The sequence below is a fragment of the Vogesella amnigena genome (assembly GCF_042648905.1).
GTDB classification, from domain to species: Bacteria; Pseudomonadota; Gammaproteobacteria; order Burkholderiales; family Chromobacteriaceae; genus Vogesella; species Vogesella amnigena.
Genome location: NZ_JBHRYH010000046.1, coordinates 244,545 through 271,233, shown reverse-complemented (window position 1 = coordinate 271,233; position 26,689 = coordinate 244,545). Strand labels below are relative to the sequence as shown.

Below are 26,689 nucleotides of genomic sequence, written 5' to 3'. Positions count from 1 at the left end.
AGCCATGAGTCGCATCGTCAAACACCTTGGACTGGTGGACTACACCCCCACCTGGCAGGCCATGCAGGCCTTTACCGACCAGCGTAATGCCGATACCCCGGACGAGCTGTGGTGCCTGGAGCACCCGCCGGTATACACCCTGGGTCTGGCCGGCAAGCCGGAACACCTGATCATGCCCAGCAGCATCGAGGTGGTGAAATGCGACCGCGGCGGGCAGGTGACCTATCATGGCCCCGGCCAGCTGGTGGTGTATCTGATGATCGACTTCAAGCGCATGGGTATTGGCGTGCGCGAGCTGGTGCGCCGCATCGAGCAGTCGGTGATCGACCTGCTGGCCGAGCTGGGTATCGAGGCCTATGGCGATGTGAACGCGCCAGGTGTGTACGTGGCCGGCGAGAAGATCGCCTCGTTGGGCTTGCGCATCAAGAACGGCGCGGTGTATCACGGCCTGAGCCTGAACGTGGACATGGATCTGACGCCGTTCAGCTGGATCAATCCTTGTGGCTATGCCGGCCTCAAGGTGACGCAATTGAAGAATCACGGTATTTCGCTTACCGTGACGCAAACTGCTGAAAAGTTGCTGCCGCACCTGGAACGCAACCTGACGGTGATGAAGGAGACTGCATGAAACTGGACAACCAGGCCGGCGTAAAGCACAAGGGCGCTGACAAGACCGCGCGCATTCCGATCAAGATCGTGCCGCTGGACGAAAAGCTCAAGAAGCCGGAGTGGATCCGCGCCAAGCTGCCCAACGGGCAGCGCTTCAACGAGATCAAGCAGATCCTGCGCGAGCAGAAGCTGCACACCGTGTGCGAGGAAGCCACCTGCCCGAACATCGGCGAGTGCTTCAGCAAGGGTACCGCCACCTTCATGATCATGGGTGACATCTGTACCCGCCGCTGCCCGTTCTGTGACGTTGGTCACGGCCGCCCGAACCCGCTGGACCCGAACGAGCCCAAACACCTGGCCGAAACTGTGGCCGCGCTCAAGCTCAAGTACGTGGTAATCACCTCGGTGGACCGCGACGACCTGCGCGATGGCGGTGCCCAGCACTTTGCCGACTGCATCAGCGAAATCCGCAAACTGTCGCCGAATACCCAGATCGAAGTGCTGGTGCCGGACTTCCGCGGTCGCCTGGAGCTGGCGCTGGACATCCTCAGCAAGAACCCGCCGGATGTGATGAACCACAACCTGGAAACCGCACCGCGCCTGTACAAGCAGGCTCGTCCGGGAGCGGATTACCTGCACTCGCTGCAGCTGCTGCAGGAGTTCAAGAAGCTGTGTCCGGAAGTGCCGACCAAGTCCGGCATCATGGTGGGCCTGGGCGAAACCGATGAGGAAGTGTACGAAGTGATGGCCGACATGCGTGCCCACAACATCGACATGATCACCATCGGCCAGTATCTGCAGCCGACCGACGGCCATCTGCCGGTGCTGCGCTACGTGCATCCGGACCTGTTCAAGGCCTTCGAGAACAAGGCTTACGAAGTTGGCTTCAAGCACGCTGCCGTGGGCGCCATGGTGCGCTCCAGCTACCATGCCGATGTACAGGCACACGAGGCTGGTGTGGTGTAAACCAGCTGCTGATGTCGCCACGACAATGCCGCCCGAAAGGGCGGCATTGTCGTTTACGGCCAGGCTGACGCTCAGCCCATGGCCTTCAACAGCGCCAGCGCTTCCTGGCGCAGTGCTTTGAGCATGAGCTGGCATTGTTCGTCCAGCTGCTGTTCGCGCAGGTGCTGTTCCAGCTTGGCGGCCAGTTCGGCAATGCTGTCGTGGTCGGTGGACAGCGCCGCACCCTTGATGCGGTGGGCGTAGTGGATGGCCAGTTCCAGCTGCTGTCCATTCAGTGCGCTGGCCAGGTCGTCCAGGTCGTCGTTGAGGCTGTCGATGTATAGCGGGTCCAGTTCGTCCGGCGCCACATTGGCGGGGTTGGCCGCATGCTGCGAGAAGTCCATGTCGCACCACAGCTCCAGCATGGCCTGCAAGGCATTCAGGCGGATGGGTTTGGGGAGCAGGCCGTCCATGCCGCAATCTATAACGCGTTGCTGGTGTGCCAAGTCGCCGGATGCGGAGATGGCCAGGATAGGGGTGTGCAGATCCTGCAGCTTTTCGCGTTCGCGGATACGGCTGGCCAGGGTGTAGCCGTCCATTTCGGGTAAATTGCAGTCCAGCAGAATCAGGTCAAAATGTTCATCGGCACTGAGTTGCCAGCCATCACGGCTGTTGTCGCATAACGTGGCATCGCAGCCCAGTTCTTCCAGCTGCGCATCCAGCATTGCCAGGTTGGCTGGCTGGTCGTCGATTACCAGGACGGAAGGGCGGCGAGCGGGCCGGTTTGTGCTGCTATCTGCAGGAGTGTGCTCGGGTTCGTCCGTGGCTGCCGGGGTGGCAATGCCCACCGGTAGCGATACCAGGAAGGAGGAGCCTTCGTCCGGCACGCTGTGCAAGGTGATGCGGCCATGCATCAGGCGGGCAAGCTGGTTGGTAATGCTTAACCCCAGCCCGGTGCCACCATAGCGCCGGGTGGTGCTGGTGTCTGCTTGCTGGAAGGGTTTGAAGATCAGCTCCTGATCCTTGGGCGCGATACCGATGCCGGTATCGGTAACTTCCAGTTCCAGAGTGCCAAGCTTGCTTCTGCCCTCTGGTGGTTGAAACCGTAAGGCAACGGTGATACCGCCGTGCTCGGTGAATTTGATGGCATTTGTCAGTAGATTCACCAGGATTTGGCGCAGGCGGGTTGGGTCCACCGCAAGGGTGAGCTTGCGGTCAAAGTTGGTGACCAGGGTCAGGGTGAGGTTTTTCTGATCGGCCCGCCGGTGCATCATGCCCAGGGTTTCCTGCACCCATTCCACCATGGGGGTGGGGATGATCTCCAGCTGGACGCTGCCGGCCTCCAGCTTGGCAATGTCCAGTATGTCGTTCAGCAGTGAGAGCAGTGCATCTGAAGACGTGCTGGCCACGCTCACCAGGCTGCGCTGTTTTTCATCCAGCCGGGTTTTTTCCAGTAGCTCCACTGCCGACAGGATGGCATTCATCGGTGTGCGGATTTCGTGGGTCATCACCGCTACGAAGTTGGCCTTCATGCGCTCGCTGTGGCGGGCCTTACGGCGGTGATACTCGGCACGCAGGCCTAGCAGAATGATCAGTAACAGCCCGCCGGTGATGGCCAGTATGGTGGTGCCGTGATAATTCCATATGGATATTATGGTCGGCTTGCCATAGTCGCTTTCTTCCAGCCAGCTGTTGGTGATGGCATTCGCCTCCTCGGCACTGATGGCTTGCAGCGATTTGTCCAGGATGTCTCGCAGAATGACCTGGTCGTTGCGCAAACCGATGCACAGGGCCACCGGCATGTCGGTGATGATGCCGGCGACTTCCAGCGTATGGATGAATTGGCGGCGCAGTATCGGCTGCAGGATGAAGTCCAGATCCAGTGCGGCATCGGCACGACCATCGCTGACACTGCGTAATGCCTCCTCGGGGCTGGCTACTTCCAGGATGCGCACCTTCGGGTAGCGCTCGTGGATAAGCGCCTTGTAGGAATTGCCCTTTTTGAAGGCGACTGTCTTGCCGTTGAAGTCGCTTAGCGAGTAGCTGATGTGGTTGTGCGGACGGGTGACCAGCACCATGCTGGCGCTGAAATAGTCGCGGGTGAAAATGATATGCCCGTCCAATATCGGGGGGGGCTGTGTCCTGGATAGCGTTGGCGCGATGTCGATGCGTCCGGCCAGTAGACCGGCATCACCTTCGCTCCAGTTGGTAACGTTTGCGCGCTTAAATTGCAGGCCGCTGATCTTGGAGATTGCCTCCAGGTAACCATAGGCGACACCGCGCATCTGGCCATTTTCGATAAATTCGATTGGTCGCCAGTCGCTATCGTAAATGGTGGTTACTACTGGGTGCTGTGCTATCCAGGCCTGTTCTTGCGCGGTAAACAACGATTTGTTAACGCCAAGCGCGAGAGGTGAGGCCAGCAGCAGTGCCAGATAAGCGGTGGCGACCAGTTTGGGGCGCGTCATGGCACTGTTAGCCATTTTCCAGCTGGTGGCGAATCTTGAACAACTCGGCATCGGTGTGGATGCCAAGCTTGCGGTAGGCGGATTGCTTCTGGGTGCTGATGGTTTTGACGCTGCGCATGAATTTTTCGGCGATCTCGGTTACCGACATGCCATCCAGATAGCAGCGCAGTACCTCATACTCGCGCGGGCTGAGTTCCTGGCGGTTCAGCAGCAGCGATTCCCCGCTGCCGTCTTCGTCATCGCCCGTGGCCGCCGTGATATTGGCTTGCGGCAGCTTGTGGCCGGTCTCGGTAAACAGCTCCTCCTTGATGCGCGTGCGCCCGCTGGCCACGCTGCGGATGGCCCGTACCAGGTCGGCGACATCCTCATCCTTGCCGACAAAGCCATGTGCGCCAGCATGCATCACCATATTCACCGTGGCCTTGTTGTGCGAGGCGGATAGCACCAGGATCTTCAGGCTGGGGTGGCGGGTGCGCAGCAGCTTGATCAGATTGATGCCATCGATTTCCGATGGTCCAAGCGAGTAGTCCATCAGCAGGATGTCTGCAGTACAGGATTTGTTTTTCAGGGCGGTGGCCAGCTCCCGTCCCGATCCGAACGAACCGACAACTTCTATATCACGTTCCTGGCTGAGATGACTGGCCAGGCCATGGCGGACGATGGCGTGATCATCCAGGATGATGGTGCGAATGCGTGGGTACGGGAATGTATCCATGATGACCTCGTGCTGGAAGCGGTATGGCTAAGGAGAAGGTTATCTCGGTGCCGTGAAATGGCGCTGTGTTGCCCGCGCTTTTGCTATTCACGGCGACTTGTGGGTAAGGGTGGATTTGGCCGCTTACGCTGACCGGCATGCCCGCTGCCAGGGTTGCAATCTACCGCATCGCTGCTGGCTGAGCGGGTGAAAATGCCGCCCTGCCAGCAGGGTTTCCGGTTTGTTAAGTATTGATAACCTGATGGCATCCTGCAAGCCGTTCAATTCGATTGCCAGTCGGAATTGACTGGCCTGCAATTTACCTAGTTGCGGATGTTGCCATTCAATGCTGTCTATCCAGTCGGCTTTGCCGCTCGGTTGTCCACAGTCATTGCCGGTAGTACGTATTTCCTGCTGCTGGAGGGCAAGCAATAGTTCTTCGCGTGAAAAGTAATACTGCTCCGGTGTGCGTAGCTGGCGGCGCTGTACGAGTTGGCCGCGCACTTTTTCCAGCGCGTTGGTGATATCTGTCGGCTGCAGTGGTTTGCGCAATTGGGCAATGATTTCCAGTCCGGATAGTCGGGCTTGCATGCACTTGCTATCCAGCAGTACGCCAGGCTGGTCGGATACGACAACCAGGGCTGGCTTGTGGCGCAGGCTGGCCATCCGGCGGATAAAGGAAAAACCGCGCATGTCCGGCAGCACCAGGTCGGTAAATAGCAGATCGGCATGGTGGTGATGCAGGTAGTCCAGCGTGTCTGCAGCATGGGAAAAGACACGGATATCAGTCTGATCTGCCAATGCCAGCTGTTGTCGCAACAAATTCTCTTGTGCTGCCGATGGCGCAATGGCGAGAACGTTAAGGCGTGTCATGCGGGTTATTCCTGAGGGTGGCCGGCGTTTGCCGGTATGGCGTTCTCAATTCATCTGCCGAGCTGATTTTCAGTTATTGGATAAATAGACTGTCATACCAGCGTTTGCTTCAATCCAAATCTAATGAAATCAAAGCTCAGTCGGTATAAGAAGCGTCTTAACAAGTGGGTCGAATGTGGCTGGAAAGTATATGCAGACGTGCTGGTGGCGCGTTCTGGATAATATTAATGACTTAAGCATTAGTAACTGGATGGGTTCGATTTCCCTGGCATTTTTTTGATGGAAGTAAACACGACTATTTGCTGATTGTTCCAGCGGGCAAGCTGACCGAGGCGGTGTGTCAAGGGGCGGCGCTGCTCCGGGTCTGCGGCTGCCGTGGGTGGCGGGTGGTGGCCCGCGAGGGTGCAGCTGCCGGGGGTGAGCCGCAGGGTGCTGGCCGTGCCGGCCAGCGTGACAAGAGCCGTCCGTCGCCTGGGGCGGATGTTGTCAGATGCCGCATTGTGTCGGCAGGCGGCAAATACCGGTCGTTGCCGCCGACGTTGGCCGCATTGCCCTCATGCAACATTTCTCCTGACTGGCGGAGCGCAGCCCGCGCCCGCAAACACAACGTGCAGGAGACTCATGATGCAACCACTCGTACCCATCGACGTCGACCAGGATACCGGCGTGTGGACCACCAATGGCCTGCCGATGCTGTATGTGCCGCGCCATTTCTTCGTGAACAACCACATGGCGGTGGAAGCGGCATTGGGTCGTGGTACCTACGCCGAGGCACTGTACGACGCCGGCTACCGTTCCGCCTATTTCTGGTGTGACAGCGAGGCGCGTACCCACGGCCTGCAGGGCATGGCGGTATTCGAACACTATCTGAACCGCCTGTCGCAGCGCGGCTGGGGCCAGTTCTCCTTCATCAGTGCCGACCCGGCTACCGGCAATGCCCAGATCCGTCTCGACAATTCCTGTTTCGTGCTGGCGCAGGGTGTGGCCGGCGCACCGCAGAGTGAAGGCATGGCCTGCTATATGTTTGCCGGCTGGTTTGCCGGTGCCATGGACTGGGTGGGCGAACACCTGGGCCATGATTACCACACCATCAGTGCCGAAACCCAGTGCGCCGGCATGGGTGCCGATTACTGCGTGTTCACTGTCGAACCGAAGTGAGGTGAGCCATGCGTTACCCGCACCTGTTTGAACCGATTACCCTCAACAAGCTGACCATCCGCAACCGCATTGTCAGCACCGCCCACGCTGAGGTGTATGCCGAGCCGGGCGGGCTGCCGGGCGAGCGCTACATCCGCTACTACGAGGAGAAGGCCAAGGGCGGCCTGGGTCTGGCCATCTGCGGCGGCTCCAGCCCGGTGTCGATCGACAGCCCGCAAAGCTGGTGGAAGTCGGTGAACCTGTCCACCGACAAGATCATTGATCCGCTGTCGCGTCTGGCCGAGAGCATGCACCGCCACGGCGCCAAGATCATGATCCAGGCTACCCACATGGGTCGTCGCTCCAGCTACTACGGCGAGCACTGGCCGCATCTGGTCAGCCCGTCCGGCATTCGCGAACCGGTGCATCGTGGTAACGCCAAAATTATCGAAAAGCACGAAATCAAGCGCATCATCGCCGATTTCGCGCAAGCCGCGCGCCGTATCAAGGCCGCCGGCATGGATGGCATGGAAGTCTCCGCCGCCCACCAGCACCTGATGGACCAGTTCTGGAGTCCGCGCACCAACTTCCGCGACGACGAATACGGCGGCTCGCTGGAAAATCGCATGCGCTTCGGCATGCAGGTATTCGAGGCGATTCGCGCCGAAGTGGGGGCCGATTTCTGTGTCGGCCTGCGCATGTGCGGTGACGAATTCCACGAAGACGGCCTGAGCCACGACATGCTGAAGGACATCGCCCAGGCCATGTCCGAGACCGGCATGATCGACTTCCTGTCGGTAGTAGGTTCCGGTGGCGACACCCACAACACACTGGCCAACTGCATGCCGCCGATGGCGCTGCCGCCCGAGCCGTTCGTACACCTGGCCGCCGGCATCAAGTCGGTATCCAGGGTGCCGGTAATGCATGCGCAGAGTATCCGTGACCCGAACCAGGCCGAGCGCATCCTGGCCAACGGCATGGTGGACATGGTGGGCATGACCCGCGCCCACATTGCCGACCCGCACCTGGTGATCAAGATCCGCGATGGCAAGGAAGACCAGATCCGCCAGTGCGTGGGTGCCAACTACTGTATCGACCGCCAGTACTTCGGCCAGGACGTACTGTGTATCCAGAACGCCGCCACCAGCCGCGAAGCCACCATGCCGCACACCTTCGAAAAAGCGAAGCATCAGCGCAAGGTGGTAGTGGTAGGTGCCGGTCCGGCCGGTCTGGAGGCTGCCCGGGTGGCCAAGGAACGTGGCCACGACGTGGTGCTGTTCGAGAAGAGCGACGTGGTAGGCGGGCAGATCGTGCTGGCCGCCAAGGCGCCGCAGCGTGAACAGATGGCCGGCATCATCCGCTGGCTGGACATGGAAACCCAGCGTCTGGGCGTGGATCGTCGCCTGAGCACCGCTGCCGACGAAGCGATGATCCTGGCCGAGAAGCCGGACATCGTGGTGCTGGCCACCGGTGGCGTACCCAACAGCGGCATGGTGCCGGCCTGGGGCGTGGACGAAGGGTTGGCCGTAACCGGTTGGGACATCTTGTCCGGCAAGGTGGAACCGAAGAAGAACGTGCTGGTGTACGACGCGGTGAGCAGCCATGCCGGCTTTGGCGTGGCCGACTTCCTGGCCAGCCGTGGCAGCCAGGTGGAAATCGTTACCCCGGACGTGAAAGTGGGTGACGACACCGGCGGCACCACCTTCCCGATCTTCTACCGCCGCCTGTACGCGCAGGGCATGATCCCGACCCCGAACTACTGGATGGATCGTGTCTACCGCGAGGGCGACAAGCTGATCGCCGTGCTACGCAACGAATACACTGAGGCGCTGGAAGAGCGCGCTGTGGACCAGGTGGTGGTGGAAAACGGCATTCTGCCCAACGACACCCTGTACTGGTCGCTGAAGGAGCGTTCCAAGAACCAGGGCGTCACCGACGTGCACACCCTGTTTGCTTCCCAGCCGCAGCCGTGCCTGTCCGAGCCGCTGCAGGGCGACGAATTCCTGCTGTTCCGGGTAGGCGACTGCATCTCCATGCACAACATCCACGGCGCGATCTACGACGCGCTGCGTCTGGTGAAGGATTTCTGACATGAACTTCCCGCTTGCGCTTACCGGCCTGTTCTGGCTGGGCGCGGCCCTGCTGTCGCTGGGGCTGGCACGCCGTGCCGCCCTGTGGCGCCAGGGGCGCGCCGCCCAGGTGGCCTGGTCCGGACTGTTTGCCATTCCGAAACGCTACTTTGTCGACCTGCACCATGTGGTGGCGCGCGACCCGTTCATCGCCCGTGCCCACGTGGCGGTGGCTGGTGGCGCGGTAGCGGTGCTGGCGCTGGCTGCGGCCAACTATGGTCTGATGCTGTATCTGCCGGCGCTGGATGTGCTGATGCTGCTGGCCGCACTGCTGATGTTTGCCGGAGCCATGCTGGTGCGCTCGCGTCGCAAGGCGCCGCCGGCGCGGCTGTCCAAGGGTGCCTGGAGCCGTCTGCCCAAGAGCCTGCTGCTGTTTGCCGTCGGTGCCGCCTTGGCCGCACTGCTGGCAATCAGCGGGGACGCACTGGGCAGTGCCGCACGCCTGCTGGCGCTGCTGGCACTGGCCGGCCTGACGCTGGGCGGAGCCGAGCTGGCGCTGGGTATCGGCCTGGGTGGCCCGATGAAGCACGCGGTAGCCGGTCTGCTGCACCTGGCGTTCCATCCGCGCCAGGAGCGTTTCTCCGGCAACAAGCGTTCCACCGACCTCAAGCCGCTGAATCTGGAAGCCAATGACTTTGGCGTGGAAAAGCCGGCCGATTTTGCCTGGAACCGCCTGCTGTCCTTCGATGCCTGCGTGCAGTGCGGCAAGTGTGAGGCTGCCTGTCCGGCCTATGCCGCTGGCCAGCCGCTGAACCCGAAGAAGCTGATCCAGGACATGGTTACCGGCCTGTCCTCCGGCGATGGCCAGAGCTATGCCGGCAACCCGCACCCGGGCCAGCCGCTGCGTGGCGGTGATGCGCAGCAGCCGATTCTCGGCGGCCTGCTGGCGCCGGAAACACTGTGGTCGTGCACTACCTGCCGTGCCTGTGTGCAGGAATGCCCGATGCTGATCGAACACGTGGATACCGTGGTCAGCCTGCGTCGGCATGTCACGCTGACACGTGGCGAGGTGCCGAACAAGGGTGCCGAGGCACTGGCCAATCTGCGCGATACCGACACCGTGGGTGGCTACCCGTTGGCCGCACGCTACCACTGGGCGGTGGACCTGAACGTGCCGGTGCTGCTGCCGGGCGAGCATGCCGACTGGCTGCTGCTGGCAGGCGAGGGTGCCTTCGACATGCGCTACCAGCGTGCACTGCGCGCCCTGGTGCAGGTGCTGAAAGCCGCTGGACTGAAAGTGGCGGTGCTGGGCGAAGCCGAGCCGGATTGTGGTGATCTTGCGCGCCGCCTGGGCGACGAGGCTACCTTCCAGCAACTGGCCGACAAGATGATGGCCACGCTGCGTCACTACAGCTTCGACCACATCGTCACCCCGGACCCGCACCTGTTCCATTGCCTGGCCAACGAATACCCGGCGCTGGGCGGCAACTACCGCATCCAGCACCACAGCCAGGTGATTGCCGAGCTGCTGGACAAGCGCCAGCTGCCGCTGAAAGCCGATGCCGAAGCCACCACCATCACCTACCACGACCCGTGCTACCTGGCGCGTTACAACGGCGAAACCGACGCCCCGCGCCGCGTGTTCAAGGGTATCGGCATCAAGGTAGTGGAGATGGAGCGTTCCGGCATGCAGTCGCGTTGCTGCGGCTGGGGTGGCGGCGCCTCGTTCACCGATATTCCCGGCAAGCAGCGTATTCCGGACATGCGCATGGACGATGTGCGTGCCACCGGCACCAGCACAGTGGCCGTGGCCTGCCCGAACTGCACCGCAATGCTGGAAGGCGTGGTGGGTGAGCGGGCGGCAGTGGTGGAACTGGCCGAGCTGGTTGCAGCACGACTGGCCAAATAAGAGCGGAGAGAGTCATGTTCAACAATAGTGCCATTCCGCGTATCGACCCGCGGCGCCCCTATGTGATCGGGCCGTCCGGACTCAAGCGTATCGTACTGGGCGAGGAGGTGGGCAGCCGCGAACAGCTGCAGGCCCACGGCCACAGCAAGGCCAAGCCGGTGCGCAGCAACGGCCCGTTCAAGCAGCGCAGCCTGGTGGTGATCCACACCGACCGCGGCGCACTGGACGAGGCTGCCCGTGAAACCCTGGCCGCAGCGGCCATTCTGGCCACGGCGGATACCGAAGTGCTGGCCCTGCTGTTCGGCGGCAATGCCGACAGCGTGGCCGCAGCCGGTGAGGCCGGTGCCGACCGCGTGCTGTTGTGCGAGGACGGTGGTTACACGCCACAGCGCAAACTGGCCCTGCTGGCCACGGTGTGGCAGCGCGAGTCGCCATCGCAGCTATGTCTGCCGGACCGTGGCGCCGATGCCGATTTGGGGCGGCGTTTCGCCAGTCGCCACCGTCTTGCGGTGGCCTGCGATGTCATTGAAGTGGTGCCGGGGCGCGAAGTACGCAGCCTGGCGCCGGCCGGGCAGTTTGCAGTACAGCCGCTGCCGCCGGTGCTGCTGCTGGCCCGCAAGGTGGCGGATGCCCGCCTGCCGTTCCGCGGCCTGGGCAGCGACGGCGGTACCGAGCAACTGCCATTGCTCGGCGAACGGGTGCGCGACCTGGGCAGCAGCAGTTGCCCGGCCTCGCAACTGGCGCTGGAGGAGGCTGATCTGATTGTCTCCGCCGGTAATGGTGTGCAGGACACCGCCGGCCTGCGCCAGCTGGCCGAGCAGATGGGCGCGGCGATTGGCGCCTCGCGAGTGGCGGTGGACGATGGCCGCTTCGCCCGCGAGCAGCAGGTGGGCGCCACCGGCAAGACGGTACAGGCCAGCGCCTACCTGGCGTTCGGCATCTCCGGCGCGGTGCAGCACCTGCAGGGCATCAAGGAATGCCGGCACGTGATCGCCGTCAACCTGGACGCCGCCGCGCCTATCGTCAAACGCGCCGACCTGACCCTGGTGGAAGACTGCCAGACGCTGATCGCCGCGCTGAACCGCTTGCTGGCTGCCGAGCGCGCCGCCAGTAGTGCCGCCGCGGCCAAACCCGTGCTGGAGACTGCCTGATGAGCAAACAGAACCTGAAAGTGGCGGTGCTGCTGGCGCCGGCCACGCACCCGGTCAGCGGCCGGCCCTGCGCCGCCGCCGCCGATAGCGCCGCACTGGCGCTGGCACTGAAGCTGGTACCGACGCCGCAGCATCTGCTGGTGCTGTACGCCGGCGATGCCGACGATGCCGCGCTGGGCCCGTACCTGGCACAGGGCGTCAGCTGTATCAACGTGCTGCCGGTGGTGGCCGGTGCCGATATCACCCGCGTGCTGGCGCGCCAGCTGCAGGATGTCGATCTGATTCTGTGCGGCCGGCGTGCCGGTGGCGGGCAGGGTAGTGCCATGCTGCCCTATCTGCTGGCTGACGAGCTGAACCTGCCCCTGTTGCCGGATGCCCTGCAGCTGCAGGTACGCGGCGCGGAGATCGAGATCGAACAGTTCCTGCCCAAGGGGCAGCGCCGTCGCCTGGCTACCGACTTGCCGGCCGTGGTGGCGGTGCACGAGCGCGCCAGCGCGCCGCAGCCATATGTCTATGCGCGACTGCTACAGGGCCAGCTGCGTCACTTGTCGCCGGCCAATCTGCAGCCGGGCGTGGTGCACCTGGAGCCGGCCGACCGCCGTGCACGCCCGCTGGTTGCGGCCAGCAAGGCCAGTGGTCATGAGCGCATGCTCGGCGCCATTGCCAGCGATGGTGCCAAGGCTGGCGGCGTGGTCGTAAAACAGGGCGATCCGGTCGAAAAAGCGCAAGTTCTGCTGAACTACCTGCGCGACCATCATCTCGTCGATTTCTGACAACAACATGCTGTTTTCCGCCCCACCCGGCAACAGCGCACCCCCATGTAACCGCGTTGTTTTTGGAGAAGTTCATCATGACTAGCAGCACGATCGCGTTTCATCCGGCCGTAAACCTGCGCGAACTGGTGGCCCGCCGTGTGCCGGGTTACAGCCTGGAAGCGCCGTTCTACACCTCGCAAGCCGTGTTCGACGCCGACATGGAGCATATCTTCGGCAAGCACTGGATCTATGTCGGCGTATCGGTGGATGTACCGGAACCGGGTGACTACATGACCGTGCAGCTGGGCCAGCAGCCGATCCTGATCCTGCGCGACGACGACAACGAGATTCGCGCCTTCCACAACGTCTGTCGTCATCGCGGCTCGCGCCTGTGTGCTGGCGAAAAAGGCACCGTGGGTAATCTGGTGTGCCCGTACCACCAGTGGACTTACGACCTGTCCGGCAAGCTGATTTTCGCCGACCACATGCAGGAAGGTTTCGATCTGTCGCACCACAGCCTCAAGCCGGTGCACCTGCGCAATATGGCCGGCCTGCTGTTCATCTGCTTGGCCGACGAGCCACCGGCGGATTTCGATGCCATGTCCGAGGTGATGAGCAAGTACATCGCCCCGCACCAGATCGAGAACACCAAGGTAGCGGTGCAGGTAGACATCATCGAGCAGGGCAACTGGAAACTGACGCTGGAAAACAACCGCGAGTGCTATCACTGCACCGGCAACCACCCGGAGCTGACCGTATCGCTGTTTGCCTACAGCTACGGCTTCGCACCGAAGGAAGAAACCGCCGAAGGACTGCGCCAGTACGAAGAGATGGTGGCCGACCGTCACCAGCACTGGGAGTCCTGTGGCCTGCCGTCCACCGAGGTGGAGCGCCTGGCCGACGTCACCGGCTTCCGCACCATGCGCATGCCGCTGGACCGCAGTGGTGAATCGCAGACGCTGGATACCAATGCCGCGTGCAAGAAGCTGCTGGCGGACTTCAAGGATGCCTCCATCGGTGGCCTGTCGTTCTGGACCCAGCCCAACTCCTGGCACCACTTCATGGCCGACCACATCGTGACCTTCAGCGTGATTCCGCTTTCCGCGGATACCACCCTGGTGCGCACTAAGTGGCTGGTACACAAGGATGCGGTGGAAGGCGTGGATTACGACGTGAAGAACCTGACCGCGGTGTGGAATGCCACCAACGATCAGGACCGCCATCTGGTGGAAGAATCGCATCGTGGCGCCAAGAGTTCCGCCTACCAGCCGGGCCCGTACTCGCCGTTTACCGAAACCCTGGTGGAGAAGTTTACCGACTGGTATGTTCGCCGCCTGGCCGTAGGTCTGGAATAAGCCGGCTGACGCCAGCAAACCGTTGCAATCAGACCTGGCACCGGCAAGCAGACATCCAGCTTGCCGGACAAGCCGGGCCGCAGTAGGGCGCCTCGAACAGCCCGGATTTCCAATCTGGCCAAAGCTGGGGTTTTCGTGGCGCCCAATACACACACGTCCGGGAAGGTTGGCCGCATGCGGCCAACCCGGCCGGATCACCATGACAGGGCGACGCCATGACCACCACTGCGACTACCGCCACTCCCACATTTGCCTTTACCGCGCCCGCACCCTACTGGCAGGCCGGTGTCGATGACACCTTGCAATGCGTGTCGGTGCATGATGAAACCCATGATGTACGTACTTTCACGTTTCGTGCCGTACCGGCGCGGCGCTTTGCCTACCTGCCGGGGCAGTTCATCACCCTGGAACTGAATATCGACGGGCAGACGGTGAACCGCTGCTATACGCTGTCGTCGTCGCCGACGCGGCCGGATACCGTCACCATCACCGTCAAGCGCGTGCCGGGCGGGCAGGTATCCAACTGGCTGCACGACAATCTGCGCCCGGGCATGAACATCAGCGTGCTGGGGCCGTCCGGCGAGTTCAGCTTTGCCAATGCGCCGGCATCGCGCTACCTGTTTCTGTCCGCCGGTAGCGGCATCACGCCGCTGATGTCGATGAGCCGTGCGCTGGTGGATCTCGGCGGTGATATCGACGTCGCCTTCGTGCATAGCGCCCGCTCGCCGGCCGACCTGATCTGCCGCAACGAACTGGTGCAGCTGTCTCGTGCGCGCAAGGGCTTTCACCAGGCCGCCATTGTGCAGGTGCGCGATCCGGAACCGGAGTGGAGCGGGCTGGAAGGCCGGCTGGATCTGGCTGCGCTGGAGCGGCTGGTACCGGATTTCCGCGAGCGCACCGTGTTCTGCTGTGGCCCGGCGCCATACATGACCGGCGCGCGCGAGTTGTTGCAGTCGGCCGGTTTCGATATGCAGCACTATCATGAAGAAAGCTTCAATTTTGCCGACCTGAATGCGGCGGCCGGCGCGGCCGAAGCGGCACCGGCCGAGCCGGAGGCGGCTGGCGAGTGCGGCTACGAGGTGCGCTTCAACAAGCTGGGCGATGTGGTGCATACCAAGCCCGGGCAGACTATCCTGGCCGCGGCGCAGCAACAGGGCCTTCGCGTGCCGTCGTCCTGTTCCAAGGGCCTGTGTGGTACCTGCAAGACCAAGATGCTGGAAGGCAAAGTGGATATGAAGCACGGTGGCGGCATCCGCCAGCGTGAAATCGATCAGGGCTGGATACTGCCGTGTTGCAGTGTGCCATTGAGCCCCGTGGTGCTGGATCGCTGAGTCGCTGGTCGTTGTGCAGCCGCCCCAGCATGGATACCTTCGCACACTTTGTGCCACGGGCGTGGACTTGGCTGTGCTGACCATTGTGGTCGGTTCTGAATAACTCTCCCCTGCGAGCCGTTCGTGCGCAAGCCGAGCGGCTTGTTTTTTTTGCGGCTGCCGCGTAGTGCCTTGCCATTGTTTGGGCGTGGAGATTGTCTGACACCTGTCAGGGAACGACGCAACGCTGTGTTTTTCGCCACTGCAGCATGCACAGAAAAGGCGCCTGGAGTGCCCGTCAGACGGGCATTTCCTTGATTTTTGGTTAACTTATGATACTGGTTGGTGCGATGTCGTTTTAGGACAGGTTGGTGTCGGTTGATTCTTGCTTGTCAGGTCGTATCGTCCATATCTTTTTCCTTGATACAAATCAATTACTACAACAGCTTGGGTGTTGGCGCAGCACACCTGTCACGCACTGGTGCATGACGGGCACAGCACTTGCTGCGATGTGGCAGCCTCGCCAGGGCAAAGGAGAAAGCAATGCAGTCAGGCAAGATCGTGGTAGAAAACCTGTACAAGGTTTTCGGGGAAAAGCCACAGGAGGCAATGCGTCTACTCAAGCTTGGAGAAACCAAGGAAACGGTGTTTCGCAATACCGGGCAGGTAGTGGGCGTGAACAACGTGTCGTTCTCGGTGGATGAGGGCGAGATCTTCGTACTGATGGGCCTGTCCGGCTCCGGCAAATCGTCGCTGATTCGCCTGATCAACCGGCTGATGGACCCCACCGATGGCCGCATCCTGCTGGATGGCCAGGACATCACCAAACTGTCGCCCAGCGAGCTGGTATCGCTGCGCCGCCGCGACATGAGCATGGTGTTCCAGAGCTTTGCGCTGATGCCGCATCGCACCGTGCTGGACAACGCTGCCTTCGGCCTGGAAATTGCCGGGGTTGGCCGCAAGGAGCGCGAAAAGCGCGCCATGGAAGTGCTGGAGCAGGTTGGCCTGGCTACCTTTGCCCGCAAAATGCCGCACGAGCTGTCCGGCGGCATGCAGCAGCGTGTCGGTCTGGTGCGCGCATTGGCGGTGGACCCTTCGCTGATGCTGATGGACGAAGCCTTTTCGGCTCTCGACCCGCTCAAGCGCGCCGAAATGCAGGACATCCTGCTGCAGCTGCAACGCGATCACCGCCGCACCATTTTCTTCGTATCGCACGATCTGGAAGAGGCGCTGCGCATCGGCTCACGCATTGCCATCATGGAAGGCGGCCGCCTGGTGCAGGTGGGTACCCCGCAGGAAATCATCGAAAACCCGGCCGAAGACTATGTGCGCGAATTCTTCAAGAGCGTGGATACCTCGCGTTACCTGCTGGCCAAGGATCTGATCGACCCGCATGGCGTTGGGCTGATGGTGAACGGCAGTCTGGCCGGGCAGCACGATCCGCAGCATCACTGGGTGGCCTGTGTGTCCGGGGATCACAAGCTGCTGGGCCTGGTGGGCCGCGATACGCTGGGAGCAGAAGGCTGTAACCCGAGCGAGCGCTGTGTGCCGGTGTCGCCGATCACCCCGGCTTCGGCACTGCCGGATGTACTCAAGCGCCTGCAGGGGCAGCGCGAGCCGTTGCCGGTAATCGACCACGACGGGCGTTACCTGGGTGTGATCACCGCCTCCAGCGTGCTGTCCAAGCTGTCCGAGCATCGCCTGCAAAGCAGCGCCGTCCACTGAGCCGCGCCATCCCCCGAACAGACAGGGACGGTGCCTCGGCGCCGCCCCGCAAGGAGCCCCCACCATGAATGAACTCTGGCAAAAATTCCTCGCCAATCCCCACGACTTCCTGCCCATTGGTGAATGGGTCAATGGTTTCATCACCTTTTTGCTGGATAACAATGCCGGTGCCTTCGATGCCATCGGCCACTCGGTAGACCTGTTTGCCGAGCACGTGGAAGTGGCGCTGCTGTCGCTGCCGGCCTGGGTGATGATCGCTTTCTTCTGTGGTCTGGGTATCTGGCGCCTGGGCTGGAAATTCGCCAGCTTCGTGCTGGCCGCCCTGTTGCTGATCCTGGTTACCGGCTTCTGGGCGCAGACCGTGGCCACGCTGGCACTTACCCTGTCCGCCACCTTCATCAGCCTGCTGATCGGTGTGCCGATGGGTATCTGGTGTGCGCGCAGCCGTCGCGTCAACACCATGGTGCGGCCGGTGCTGGACTTCATGCAGACCATGCCTGCCTTCGTGTATCTGATTCCTGCTGCCATGTTCTTCGGCCTGGGCCGGGTGCCGGGCATCCTGGCTACCGTGGTGTTCGCGGTGCCGCCGGCGGTGCGCTTGACCAGTCTGGGTATCCGCCAGGTGAACAAGGAGCAGGTGGAAGCCGGCCATGCTTTTGGCTGCACGCCCACCCAGCTGCTGTTCAAGGTACAGCTGCCGATCGCACTGCCGGCCATCATGGCTGGCGTCAACCAGACCATCATGATGGCGCTGTCGATGGTGATCATCGCCTCCATGGTGGGTGCCGGTGGCCTGGGTAACGATGTGCTGGCCAGTATCCAGCGTCTGGATGTGGGCCTGGGCTTTGAAAGCGGCCTCGCCGTGGTGCTGTTGGCCATCATTCTCGATCGCCTGACCGAGAGCTTCGGTCGCGGCCCGACGCCGCAGCAGGGCGGCAACTGATCGCACAGGCAATACCGCCCTGGACGGCGGGCCGACCTGAACGGCCCGCCGTTGTGGCAACATACCGGTTCTTGTTTTACCCAGCACCCGTTTCGAGGTGCGTCCCCCAATCACACACCACCCACCGGAGGTCACCATGAGCCCGCAGCAACTTGGTTCGCTCGCTCACATCGGTTTCCTGATGTTGCCCAATTTCTCCATGATTGCCTTTGCCAATGCGGTAGAGCCGCTGCGCATGGCCAATCACCTGTCACGCAAGCGGCTGTATCGCTGGTCGCTGATTTCCAGCGATGGTCAGCCGGTGGCCGCCAGTAACGGCCTGGCACTGGCGCCTACCGGCGAGCCGGGCGCGCCTGCCGATTACGATCTGCTGATCGTTTGTGGCGGCATCCAGGTGCGCGAGGCCACCACCGATGCCGAGCTGGCGATCATCCGCAAGTTCGCCCAGGCCGGCGTGCCGCTGGGTGGCGTCTGTACCGGCGCCTTCGCACTGGCGAAGGCAGGGGTGATGAATGGTTATCGCAGCAGCATCCACTGGGAGAATCTCAGTGCCATCCGCGAGGAGTTTCCCAAGACACAGTTTTCCAGCGAACTGTTCGTGATTGATCGCGACCGGCTGACCTGTAGTGGCGGCACCGCGCCGCTGGACATGATGTGCACGCTGATCCGCCACAAGGGCGGCAAGGGGCTGGCCGCAGATGTATCGGCGCAGTTCATTGTCGACCGCATCCGCGACCAGCACGATCACCAGCACATTCCGCTGCTGGCACGGGTGGGCACCGGCCACGAGTCGCTGATCGATGCCGCGCTGGCAATGGAAATGAATATCGAGAACCCGCGCCCGCTGGATGACCTGGCGGCGGAGCTGGGGGTGTCGCTGCGCCACCTGGAGCGTCTGTTCAAGCGTTATCTTGGCAGTACTCCGGCACAGTATTACCTCGACCTGCGTCTGCGCCGCGCCCGCGAGTTGCTGCTGCAGACCAATATGAGCGTAATGGAAGTGACTGTTGCCACAGGGTTTTTGTCTTCATCCCACTTCTCCAAGTCCTACCGTAACCTGTTCGGTTACCCGCCCAGCCGCGAGCGGCAGCAGCTGTCGCTGGAAGCCGCCATCATGTAATTCCCCTCAGGACGTCTGCGGGCAACTGGCTGTCGATAGCAGGCAAGTTGCAGGCAGGCGTCATGGCAATCTGGCAACCGCCGCAAGTGTTGCGGTAGCCCGGCGCCCGGCGCCACCTAGTGAATTACAAAAGACAGGAGCTAAGTAATGAATGCTTACAAGCTTGCAGGAGCACTGTTGATCGGTGCTGTCAGCAGCACGGTGCTGGCAGCGGATCCCGCGCAGTGCCAGAAGGTGCGCTTTGCCGATGTCGGCTGGACCGACATTGCCGCCACTACCGGCATGGCATCGGTAGTGCTGGAAGGCCTGGGTTACAAGCCGACCACCACCATCGCTTCGGTACCCATCACTTTCGCCGGTATCAAGAACAAGCAGATCGATGCCTTCCTGGGCTACTGGAACCCCAGCATGACGCCGATGATCGAGCCGTTCGTGAAGGCCGGCCAGATCAAGGTGCTGGAGCGCCCGAACCTGGTGGGTGCCAAGTACACGCTGGCAGTGCCCGACTACGTGGCCGCTGCAGGCTTGAAGACCTTTGCCGATATCGCCAAGTTCAAGGACAAGCTGGATGGCAAAATCATCGGCATCGAGCCGGGTAACGACGGCAACCTGCTGATCCAGGACATGATCAAGAAAAACCAGTTTGGTCTCACCGGCTTCAAACTGGTGGAATCCAGCGAAGCTGGCATGCTGTCCGAAGTGGAACGCGCCATTCGCCAGAAAAAATGGGTAGTGTTCCTGGGCTGGGAACCGCATCCGATGAACGTGAAGTACAAGATGGCCTACCTGTCCGGTGGCGATGATGTATTCGGCCCGAACTACGGCGAAGCCAAGGTGTTCACTGCGCTGGCAACCGACTACCAGACGCGCTGTCCGAATGCAGCCAAGCTGCTGACCAATCTGCAATTCACCACTGACATCGAAAACCGTGTCATGGGCCCGATCATGAACAAGGAAAAACCGGAAGTTGCTGCGCGCAACTACCTGAAAAAGAACCCGTTCATGCTGAAGAGCTGGCTGGCTGGTGTCACCACCTTCGATGGCAAGGACGGCATGGCGGCAGTGCAGCGTCACCTGGCCAACTAAGCCCGGACCTAGCTGGCTGCTACCGTCGTTATGTGATGGCAGCCAGCGTCTGACACAAAGCCCTCGCGTATTACGCGAGGGCTTTGTGCTATCTGCCGACAAACTGCCCATTTATGCGTCACCTGGCCCGGAAAAGCCGGGTAGTTGCAGCTAAGTAATTGAATCGGCAGCATTCCTGTTTGGTGTTGCTGTTGAGGGGGCGAGCAGAGGCGGCGATTGCCAGTGCTGCGGACAGACAGAAGCCGCCATCTTGCGATGGCGGCTTTGCTGTTGGCCTTTGATGACACCGGCTGGCGCCGGCTTGTCCGTTTTCGCCGCTGCGGCCAACCCTTGGCGGGCTGTGGAAGGTCGGTGTCAGTGCTGCTCTGGTTGCCAGCTGCTGTCGGCCTGCAGGGCCTCGCGTACGATGGGTAGCAGCTCGCTGTTGTCGGCTTGCTGCAGGTAGTCGTGCAGTTCGCGGCGCATGCGTGGCTCCCAGAAACGCTTGATGTGCAGGGTGATGCCGGCCAGCGCTTCCTGCCGGTCCGGCATGGCTTCGAAAAAGCCGCCGATCTGGTTGGCCATGCGGGTGAGGGTATGGATATCCATGCTTGTGTCCAGTGAGATTCAGTTGTCGGCGGGCAGGATGCGCTGCGCGTGGCTATAGGCTACCCAGCGTTCCGGCTTGGCGAAGCCGATCAGGCACAGCCCGGCCTGTTCGGCCAGATCCACCGCCAGCCGGGTGGGGGCGGAGATCGCCACCAGGCAGCCAAAGCCGGCGGTCACGGTTTTCTGCACCATTTCCATGCTGGCGCGGCTGGTTACCACCACGAAGCCGTCACGCACCGCGGGGCGCGATTTCAGCACCGCGCCGATCAGCTTGTCCAGCGCATTGTGGCGGCCAACGTCTTCGCGCACCACGCGGATGCAGCCATCGTCACCGCACCAGGCGGCGGCATGGGTGGCGCCGGTCACCTGCTGCAGCGTCTGGTGCTGACGCAGTGCAGTCAGCGCCTGACGGATGGCGGCCTCATGCACCAGGCCGGGCCGGGTTAACGGCGGCAGCGGGCGCACTGCGTGCGCCAGGCTCTCGGTACCGCACAGGCCGCAGCCGGTGCGGCCGGTGAGGTTGCGGCGCATTTCCTTCAGCCTGGCAAAGCAGGCGCTGGCGATGTCCAGCTGTACCACCAAGCCATCACAGCGCTGCTCCAGCTGCAGGTCGTATACCTCGTCCACGCTGTCGACGATGCCTTCGCTGATGGCAAAACCCAGCGCAAAGTCCTCCAGGTCCAGTGGCGTGGCCAGCATCACCGCGTGCGAGATGCCGTTGAACTCCAGCGCCACCGGCAGCTCTTCCGCCAGCGTATCGCTGGCGGAAGCCACCTGGCCGTGCTGCCAGGTTTGCACCTGGCAGTGGCTGGCCCCTGGTGGGGCGGGTGGTTGTTCCGGCGCCATCATGCCTTGCCTTCGTCGGCGCCGGCCTGCTCCAGCAGCTGCAGCTGGGTGCGGTTGAAGCGCTGGTAGTCCTGCTGCCAGGCGGAAGGCTGGGTAACCTTCAGCACCTGCACTGCCGTCACCTTGTATTCCGGGCAGTTGGTGGCCCAGTCGGAGTTGTCGGTGGTAATCACGTTGGCGCCGGATTCCGGGAAGTGGAAGGTGGTGTACACCACGCCCGGCTGCATGCGCTCGCTTACCTTGGCATGCAGCACTGTTTCGCCGGCGCGGCTTTGCACGCCAACCCAGTCGCCATCGTTGATGCCGCGCTCTTCCGCGTCGTGCGGGTGGATTTCCAGCACGTCTTCCGGGTGCCACATGCTGTTGGCGGTGCGGCGGGTCTGCGCGCCCACGTTGTACTGCGACAGGATGCGCCCGGTGGTGAGGATCAGCGGGAAGCGGCGGTTGACCTTCTCGTCGGTAGCCACGTACTGGGTAACGAAGAACTTGCCCTTGCCGCGCACGAAAGCGTCCAGGTGCATGGTCGGTGTGCCTTCCGGCGCTGCGTCGTTGCACGGCCACTGCACGCTGCCCATGCGGTCGATCTTCTGGTAGTTGACGCCGGCAAAGCTTGGCGTCAGCCGTGCGATCTCGTCCATGATCTCCGACGGATGCTTGTAATCCATCGCCAGCCCCAGCGCATTGGCCAGCAGCTGGGTTACCTCCCAGTCGGCGTAGCCGGCCAGCGGTTTCATTACCTGGCGAACGCGCGAGATGCGGCGCTCGGCATTGGTGAAGGTGCCGTCCTTTTCCAGGAACGAGGCGCCCGGCAGGAACACGTGCGCGTACTTGGCGGTTTCGTTGAGGAAGATATCCTGCACCACCACGCATTCCATCGCCGACAGCGCTGCGGTGACGTGCTGGGTGTTAGGGTCGGACTGCACGATGTCCTCGCCCTCGCAGTACAGGCCGAGGAAGCTGCCGGCCATCGCCGCATCGAACATATTGGGGATGCGCAGGCCCGGTTCCGGGTCCAGCGTCACGCCCCAGGCCGACTCGAACAGCTGGCGGGTAGCAGTATCGGAAATGTGGCGGTAACCCGGCAGCTCGTGCGGGAAGGAGCCCATATCGCAGCTGCCCTGCACATTGTTCTGACCGCGCAGCGGGTTAACGCCCACGCCTTCGCGGCCGATGTTGCCGGTGGCCATCGCCAGGTTGGCAATGCCCATCACCATGGTGGAGCCCTGGCTGTGTTCGGTTACGCCCAGGCCATAGTAGATGGCCGCATTGCCACCAGTGGCGTACAGGCGGGCGGCTGCGCGCACGTCTTCGGCCGGCACGCCGGTGATGTCGGCGGTGGCTTCCGGCGAATTTTCCGGCTTGCTGACGAAGTCGCGCCAGTCGTGGAAGGATTTCTCCTCGCAGCGCGCGGCGATGAACTCGTCGGCCAGCAGGCCTTCGGTCACGATCACGTGTGCCAGTGCGGTGATCATCGCCACGTTGGTGCCGGGGCGCAGCGCCAGGTGGTAGTCGGCCTTCACGTGCGGGGTCTGCACCAGGTCGATGCGGCGCGGGTCGATCACGATCAGCCGCGCGCCTTCACGCAGGCGTTTCTTCAGCCGCGAGGCGAATACCGGGTGGCCGTCGGTGGGGTTGGCGCCGATCACCAGCACCACGTCACTGTGCTCCACCGATTTGAAGGTCTGCGTGCCGGCCGAGGTGCCATAGGTCTGCCCCAGGCCGTAGCCGGTGGGCGAGTGGCAGACGCGGGCGCAGGTGTCCACGTTGTTGTTGCCGAAGCCGGCGCGGATCAGCTTCTGCACCAGATAGGTTTCTTCGTTGGTGCAGCGGCTGGAGGTAATGCCGCCCACCGAATCCTTGCCGTACTTGGCCTGGATGCGGCGGAACTCGCTGGCGGCATGGCCGATGGCTTCTTCCCAGCTCACTTCGCGCCACGGGTCGGTGATCTTGCTGCGGATCATCGGTTTGGTGATGCGGTCCGGGTGGGTGGCGTAGCCCCAGGCGAAGCGGCCCTTGACGCAGGCGTGGCCCTCGTTGGCCTTGCCGTCTTTCCACGGCGTCATGCGTACTACCTGGTTGCCCTTCATCTCGGCCTTGAAGCCGCAGCCCACGCCGCAGTAGGCGCAGGTGGTGATCTTGCTGTGCTCGGCCTGGCCGATCTTGATCACGGTCTTTTCCTGCAGCGTGGCAGTGGGGCAGGCATCGACACAGGCGCCACAGGACACGCATTCGGATTCCATGAACGGCTGATCCTGGCCCGGAGATACGCGCGATTCGAAGCCGCGGCCGGAGATGGTCAGCGCGAAGGTGCCCTGGGTTTCCTCGCAGGCGCGCACGCAGCGGTTGCAGACGATGCACTTGGACGGGTCGTAGCTGAAGTAGGGGTTGGACTCGTCCTTCTTGCTGTCCAGGTGGTTGGCGCCGGCCAGGCCGTAGCGCACCTCGCGCAGGCCCACCACGCCGGCCTGGGTCTGCAGCTCGCAGTTACCGTTGGCCGCACAGGTCAGGCAGTCCAGCGGGTGGTCGGAGATATACAGCTCCATCACGCCACGGCGCAGGTTCTGCAGCTTGTCGCTCTGGGTGCGCACCACCATGCCGGCTTCCACCGGGGTGGTACAGGATGCCGGGTAACCGCGGCGGCCTTCGATTTCCACCATGCACAGCCGGCAGGAGCCGAACGGCTCCAGGCTGTCGGTGGCGCACAGCTTGGGCACCATGGTGCCGGCCTCGGTGGCGGCGCGCATTACCGAGGTGCCTTCCGGCACGGTTACGCTCTGGCCGTCGATTTCCAGGGTGACCATGCGCTCGGAAACGCGGGCAGGGGTGCCGTAGTCGAGTTCGGGACTATTGTTCAAATCCATTTTTTGTTCTCCCCGGTGTGGGTGAAGAAATCGTCGCGAGCGGTGCAAGGCCGGTTTAAGAAGCGCAGCCGTACAAGTGGTACGGCGAGCATCGCAGGGCCGGCATTGCGACGCGCAGTAGATTTATTCGCCTGCACCATCGAAGTCTTCCGGGAAATGATTGAGTGCCGACAGCACAGGGTAGGGTGTCATGCCGCCCATCGCGCACAGCGAGCCGTGCAGCATGGTGTCGCACAGGTCGCGCAGCAGTTCGATCTGCTGCGGGCTGTCCTGCCGCTGCTGGATGCGCTGGATCACCTCTACCCCGCGGGTGGAGCCGATGCGGCACGGCGTGCACTTGCCACAGGATTCGATGGCGCAGAATTCCATCGCGTAGCGCGCCTGCTCGGCCATGTCCACGCTGTCGTCAAACGCCACCACGCCGCCGTGGCCCACCACCGCGCCCAGCGCGGCAAAGGCTTCGTAATCCAGCGGGGTGTCGAACTGCGCCGGCGGCAGATAGGCGCCCAGCGGGCCGCCCACCTGCACCGCGCGCAGCGGCCGGCCACTGGCGCTGCCACCGCCAAAGTCGTGCAGCAGCTGGTTCAGCGTCAGGCCGAAGGCTTTTTCCACCAGACCGCCGAATTTCAGGTTGCCGGCCAGCTGGAACGGTAGCGTGCCGCGCGAACGGCCCATGCCGTAGCCGGCGTAGAACGCCGCGCCACGCGCCAGGATCACCGGCACCGTGGCCAGGGTGATCACGTTGTTGATTACGGTAGGTTGGCCGAACAGACCGGCCAGCGCCGGCAGCGGCGGCTTGGCGCGCACCACGCCGCGCTTGCCCTCGATGCTTTCCAGCATCGCGGTTTCCTCGCCGCAGACATAGGCGCCGGCGGCCTTGCGCACCTGCAGGCGGAATGCCTTGCCGCTGCCCAGGATGTTGTCGCCCAGGAAACCGGCGGCGGTGGCGCGGGCCATCGCCTCGTTCATTACCGCCACAGCGTGCGGGTATTCGGAGCGGATGTAGATATAGCCTTCGGTGGCACCCACTGCCAGGCCGGCAATGGTCATGCCCTCGATCAGCATGTAGGGGTCGTCTTCCAGCACCATGCGGTCGGAGAAGGTGCCGGAGTCGCCTTCGTCGGCATTGCACACCACGTATTTCTGCGCGGCCTGCGCCTGCGCCACGGTGCGCCACTTGATGCCGGCGGGGAAGGCTGCGCCGCCACGGCCGCGCAGGCCGGAATCCAGCACCGCCTGCACGATGTCGTTGCCGCTCAGCGCCAGCGCCTTGCGTAGGCCGGCAAAGCCTTCGTGTGCCTGGTAATCGTCCAGCGACAGCGGGTCGGTAATGCCGACGCGAGCGAAGGTGAGCCGTTCCTGGTTTTTCAGGTAGGGAATGTCATCGGTGAGGCCGTGACACAGCGGGTGCTCTACACCGGCCAGCAGCGCATCGAGCAGTGCCGGTACGTCCTCTGCCTGCACCGGGCCGTAGGCCACGCGGCCTTGCGCGGTGGCTACTTCCACCAGCGGCTCCAGCCAGAACAGCCCGCGCGAGCCGTTGCGTACCAGTTCAATGTTGATGCCGCGTCGCGCCGCTTCTGCGGCCAACGCTGTGGCGGTGTCGTCGGCGCCCAGCGCCAGCGCCGCGGAATCACGCGGCACGTAGAGTTTGATCGTGCTCATCAAGACTCCTTCACGCTGTTCAGCAGACGGTCCAGCCGCGCCGCGTCCACGCGCGATACCAGCTTGTCGTCCAGCATGATGTTGGGCCCGGTGGCGCACAGCCCCAGGCAGTACACCGGCTGCAGGTCCAGGTCGTGGCTGCCGCTGCGGCCATGCAGGCCACAGCCCAGCGCTTGTTCGGCGTGCGCGGTCAGCTCGCGGCTGCCGCGCGCCTGACAGGCCTCTGCCTGGCAGATCTGCAGGTTGTGCGCAGCCGGCGGGCTGGTGCGGAAGTGGTGGTAGAAGGTGATGACGCCATGCACTTCGGCACGGCTGAGATTCAGTGCCTGGGCGATGTCGGCCACCGACCAGTCGGGAATGTGGCCCAGCGTGTCCTGCAGCGCGTGCAGGATGGGCAGCAGGGCGCCGGCCTCGTGCCGGTGCGTGTCCAGAATGGCCTGCAGCTGGGTGCGTGCCTGTTGTTGCGTTGTCATCGGGTGACCTCGGTAGCGAGCCTGCCCATGGGGCATGACAGTATCGGTCTAAACATTGTGGCGTGATGAGGCAAGTCTGGCTGTCAGTATGCGACAACAACTGGCCG

General features: G+C 62.8%; 21 protein-coding genes. 13 read left to right on the top strand and 8 right to left on the bottom strand.

Going from position 1 to position 26,689, the window contains the following annotated elements:
• Positions 1–4 precede the first annotated feature (4 nt).
• Together lipB and lipA are read left to right on the top strand one after the other, a co-directional pair.
• Positions 5–628, top strand: a complete 624-nt coding sequence (gene lipB / locus ACFOKJ_RS16965; RefSeq protein WP_390281848.1) for a lipoyl(octanoyl) transferase LipB — start codon at positions 5–7, stop codon at positions 626–628.
• On the top strand, positions 625–1,575 hold the full coding sequence (lipA, locus tag ACFOKJ_RS16960) for a lipoyl synthase (protein ID WP_390281846.1): 951 nt from the start codon (positions 625–627) through the stop codon (positions 1,573–1,575). The genes lipB and lipA overlap by 4 nt, the downstream gene beginning before the upstream one ends.
• Positions 1,576–1,646: 71 nt before the next feature.
• On the opposite strand, the gene ACFOKJ_RS16955 is transcribed toward lipA, so the two are convergent.
• The 3 genes from ACFOKJ_RS16955 to ACFOKJ_RS16945 form a co-directional block, all read right to left on the bottom strand.
• The gene (locus ACFOKJ_RS16955; protein ID WP_390281844.1) at positions 1,647–4,022 is read right to left on the bottom strand and encodes an ATP-binding protein; all 2,376 of its coding nucleotides are present in this window, start codon (positions 4,020–4,022) and stop codon (positions 1,647–1,649) included.
• 7 nt (positions 4,023–4,029) lie between these two features.
• Entirely contained in the window at positions 4,030–4,737 is a 708-nt protein-coding gene (locus tag ACFOKJ_RS16950) for a response regulator (protein ID WP_390281842.1), read from the bottom strand.
• A 123-nt stretch (positions 4,738–4,860) separates the two neighbouring features.
• Positions 4,861–5,589 carry a response regulator gene (locus ACFOKJ_RS16945; RefSeq protein WP_390281839.1) on the bottom strand — a complete coding sequence of 243 codons (729 nt, stop codon included), beginning with the start codon at positions 5,587–5,589 and terminating at the stop codon, positions 4,861–4,863.
• 621 nt (positions 5,590–6,210) lie between these two features.
• Between ACFOKJ_RS16945 and ACFOKJ_RS16940 the strand changes: the two genes are divergently transcribed.
• The 11 genes from ACFOKJ_RS16940 to ACFOKJ_RS16890 all read left to right on the top strand — a co-directional run bounded on the left by ACFOKJ_RS16940 (position 6,211) and on the right by ACFOKJ_RS16890 (position 20,149).
• Positions 6,211–6,747, top strand: coding sequence for a DUF5943 domain-containing protein (locus ACFOKJ_RS16940; RefSeq protein ID WP_390281837.1), 537 nt, complete (start codon positions 6,211–6,213; stop codon positions 6,745–6,747).
• Positions 6,748–6,755: 8 nt separating this feature from the next.
• Complete coding sequence (locus ACFOKJ_RS16935) at positions 6,756–8,816, top strand: oxidoreductase (RefSeq protein WP_390281835.1); 2,061 nt, start codon at positions 6,756–6,758, stop codon at positions 8,814–8,816.
• Position 8,817: 1 nt separating this feature from the next.
• On the top strand, positions 8,818–10,704 hold the full coding sequence (locus tag ACFOKJ_RS16930; protein WP_390281832.1) for a DUF3483 domain-containing protein: 1,887 nt from the start codon (positions 8,818–8,820) through the stop codon (positions 10,702–10,704).
• 14 nt (positions 10,705–10,718) lie between these two features.
• A complete protein-coding gene (locus ACFOKJ_RS16925) occupies positions 10,719–11,855 on the top strand; it encodes an electron transfer flavoprotein subunit alpha/FixB family protein (RefSeq protein WP_390281830.1) in 1,137 nt (378 codons plus the stop codon).
• A complete protein-coding gene (locus tag ACFOKJ_RS16920; protein WP_390281828.1) occupies positions 11,855–12,628 on the top strand; it encodes an electron transfer flavoprotein subunit beta in 774 nt (257 codons plus the stop codon). Before ACFOKJ_RS16925 ends, ACFOKJ_RS16920 begins: the two co-directional genes overlap by 1 nt.
• Positions 12,629–12,705: 77 nt before the next feature.
• Entirely contained in the window at positions 12,706–13,965 is a 1,260-nt protein-coding gene (locus ACFOKJ_RS16915) for an aromatic ring-hydroxylating oxygenase subunit alpha (protein ID WP_390281827.1), read from the top strand.
• Positions 13,966–14,180: 215 nt separating this feature from the next.
• Entirely contained in the window at positions 14,181–15,296 is a 1,116-nt protein-coding gene (locus ACFOKJ_RS16910; RefSeq protein ID WP_390281825.1) for an FAD-binding oxidoreductase, read from the top strand.
• A gap of 522 nt (positions 15,297–15,818) precedes the next feature.
• Positions 15,819–17,000 carry a quaternary amine ABC transporter ATP-binding protein gene (locus ACFOKJ_RS16905; protein ID WP_390281823.1) on the top strand — a complete coding sequence of 394 codons (1,182 nt, stop codon included), beginning with the start codon at positions 15,819–15,821 and terminating at the stop codon, positions 16,998–17,000.
• A gap of 64 nt (positions 17,001–17,064) precedes the next feature.
• Positions 17,065–17,943 carry an ABC transporter permease gene (locus tag ACFOKJ_RS16900; protein WP_390281821.1) on the top strand — a complete coding sequence of 293 codons (879 nt, stop codon included), beginning with the start codon at positions 17,065–17,067 and terminating at the stop codon, positions 17,941–17,943.
• Between the two features lie 136 nt (positions 17,944–18,079).
• The gene (locus tag ACFOKJ_RS16895; protein ID WP_390281819.1) at positions 18,080–19,063 is read left to right on the top strand and encodes a GlxA family transcriptional regulator; all 984 of its coding nucleotides are present in this window, start codon (positions 18,080–18,082) and stop codon (positions 19,061–19,063) included.
• A gap of 147 nt (positions 19,064–19,210) precedes the next feature.
• A complete protein-coding gene (locus ACFOKJ_RS16890) occupies positions 19,211–20,149 on the top strand; it encodes a choline ABC transporter substrate-binding protein (protein ID WP_390281817.1) in 939 nt (312 codons plus the stop codon).
• Positions 20,150–20,503: 354 nt separating this feature from the next.
• Here the strand turns inward: ACFOKJ_RS16890 and ACFOKJ_RS16885 are convergent, their stop codons facing one another.
• The 5 genes from ACFOKJ_RS16885 to ACFOKJ_RS16865 all read right to left on the bottom strand — a co-directional run bounded on the left by ACFOKJ_RS16885 (position 20,504) and on the right by ACFOKJ_RS16865 (position 26,582).
• Positions 20,504–20,737, bottom strand: a complete 234-nt coding sequence (locus ACFOKJ_RS16885; RefSeq protein WP_390281816.1) for a formate dehydrogenase subunit delta — start codon at positions 20,735–20,737, stop codon at positions 20,504–20,506.
• 18 nt (positions 20,738–20,755) lie between these two features.
• Positions 20,756–21,535 (bottom strand): formate dehydrogenase accessory sulfurtransferase FdhD, encoded by a 780-nt coding sequence (fdhD, locus tag ACFOKJ_RS16880; RefSeq protein WP_390281814.1) that lies wholly within the window; start codon positions 21,533–21,535, stop codon positions 20,756–20,758.
• A gap of 47 nt (positions 21,536–21,582) precedes the next feature.
• Entirely contained in the window at positions 21,583–24,444 is a 2,862-nt protein-coding gene (gene fdhF / locus ACFOKJ_RS16875; protein ID WP_390281812.1) for a formate dehydrogenase subunit alpha, read from the bottom strand.
• Positions 24,445–24,567: 123 nt separating this feature from the next.
• Positions 24,568–26,109 (bottom strand): formate dehydrogenase beta subunit, encoded by a 1,542-nt coding sequence (locus ACFOKJ_RS16870; protein ID WP_390281810.1) that lies wholly within the window; start codon positions 26,107–26,109, stop codon positions 24,568–24,570.
• Positions 26,109–26,582, bottom strand: coding sequence for a formate dehydrogenase subunit gamma (locus ACFOKJ_RS16865; RefSeq protein ID WP_390281808.1), 474 nt, complete (start codon positions 26,580–26,582; stop codon positions 26,109–26,111). Before ACFOKJ_RS16865 ends, ACFOKJ_RS16870 begins: the two co-directional genes overlap by 1 nt.
• Positions 26,583–26,689 lie beyond the last annotated feature (107 nt).

Excerpts from the sequence above, each read along its gene's own strand:
- ACFOKJ_RS16955 (WP_390281844.1), bottom strand. The coding sequence starts at position 4,022 with ATGACGCGCCCCAAACTGGTCGCCACCGCTTATCTGGCACTGCTGCTG.
- ACFOKJ_RS16920 (WP_390281828.1), top strand. The coding sequence starts at position 11,855 with ATGAGCAAACAGAACCTGAAAGTGGCGGTGCTGCTGGCGCCGGCCACG.
- fdhF (WP_390281812.1), bottom strand. The coding sequence starts at position 24,444 with ATGGATTTGAACAATAGTCCCGAACTCGACTACGGCACCCCTGCCCGC.
- lipA (WP_390281846.1), top strand. The coding sequence starts at position 625 with ATGAAACTGGACAACCAGGCCGGCGTAAAGCACAAGGGCGCTGACAAG.
- ACFOKJ_RS16935 (WP_390281835.1), top strand. The coding sequence starts at position 6,756 with ATGCGTTACCCGCACCTGTTTGAACCGATTACCCTCAACAAGCTGACC.
- ACFOKJ_RS16890 (WP_390281817.1), top strand. The coding sequence starts at position 19,211 with ATGAATGCTTACAAGCTTGCAGGAGCACTGTTGATCGGTGCTGTCAGC.
- ACFOKJ_RS16945 (WP_390281839.1), bottom strand. The coding sequence starts at position 5,589 with ATGACACGCCTTAACGTTCTCGCCATTGCGCCATCGGCAGCACAAGAG.
- ACFOKJ_RS16885 (WP_390281816.1), bottom strand. The coding sequence starts at position 20,737 with ATGGATATCCATACCCTCACCCGCATGGCCAACCAGATCGGCGGCTTT.
- ACFOKJ_RS16870 (WP_390281810.1), bottom strand. The coding sequence starts at position 26,109 with ATGAGCACGATCAAACTCTACGTGCCGCGTGATTCCGCGGCGCTGGCG.
- ACFOKJ_RS16905 (WP_390281823.1), top strand. The coding sequence starts at position 15,819 with ATGCAGTCAGGCAAGATCGTGGTAGAAAACCTGTACAAGGTTTTCGGG.
- ACFOKJ_RS16900 (WP_390281821.1), top strand. The coding sequence starts at position 17,065 with ATGAATGAACTCTGGCAAAAATTCCTCGCCAATCCCCACGACTTCCTG.
- ACFOKJ_RS16925 (WP_390281830.1), top strand. The coding sequence starts at position 10,719 with ATGTTCAACAATAGTGCCATTCCGCGTATCGACCCGCGGCGCCCCTAT.
- ACFOKJ_RS16895 (WP_390281819.1), top strand. The coding sequence starts at position 18,080 with ATGAGCCCGCAGCAACTTGGTTCGCTCGCTCACATCGGTTTCCTGATG.
- lipB (WP_390281848.1), top strand. The coding sequence starts at position 5 with ATGAGTCGCATCGTCAAACACCTTGGACTGGTGGACTACACCCCCACC.
- ACFOKJ_RS16930 (WP_390281832.1), top strand. The coding sequence starts at position 8,818 with ATGAACTTCCCGCTTGCGCTTACCGGCCTGTTCTGGCTGGGCGCGGCC.
- ACFOKJ_RS16940 (WP_390281837.1), top strand. The coding sequence starts at position 6,211 with ATGATGCAACCACTCGTACCCATCGACGTCGACCAGGATACCGGCGTG.
- ACFOKJ_RS16865 (WP_390281808.1), bottom strand. The coding sequence starts at position 26,582 with ATGACAACGCAACAACAGGCACGCACCCAGCTGCAGGCCATTCTGGAC.
- ACFOKJ_RS16950 (WP_390281842.1), bottom strand. The coding sequence starts at position 4,737 with ATGGATACATTCCCGTACCCACGCATTCGCACCATCATCCTGGATGAT.
- ACFOKJ_RS16910 (WP_390281825.1), top strand. The coding sequence starts at position 14,181 with ATGACCACCACTGCGACTACCGCCACTCCCACATTTGCCTTTACCGCG.
- ACFOKJ_RS16915 (WP_390281827.1), top strand. The coding sequence starts at position 12,706 with ATGACTAGCAGCACGATCGCGTTTCATCCGGCCGTAAACCTGCGCGAA.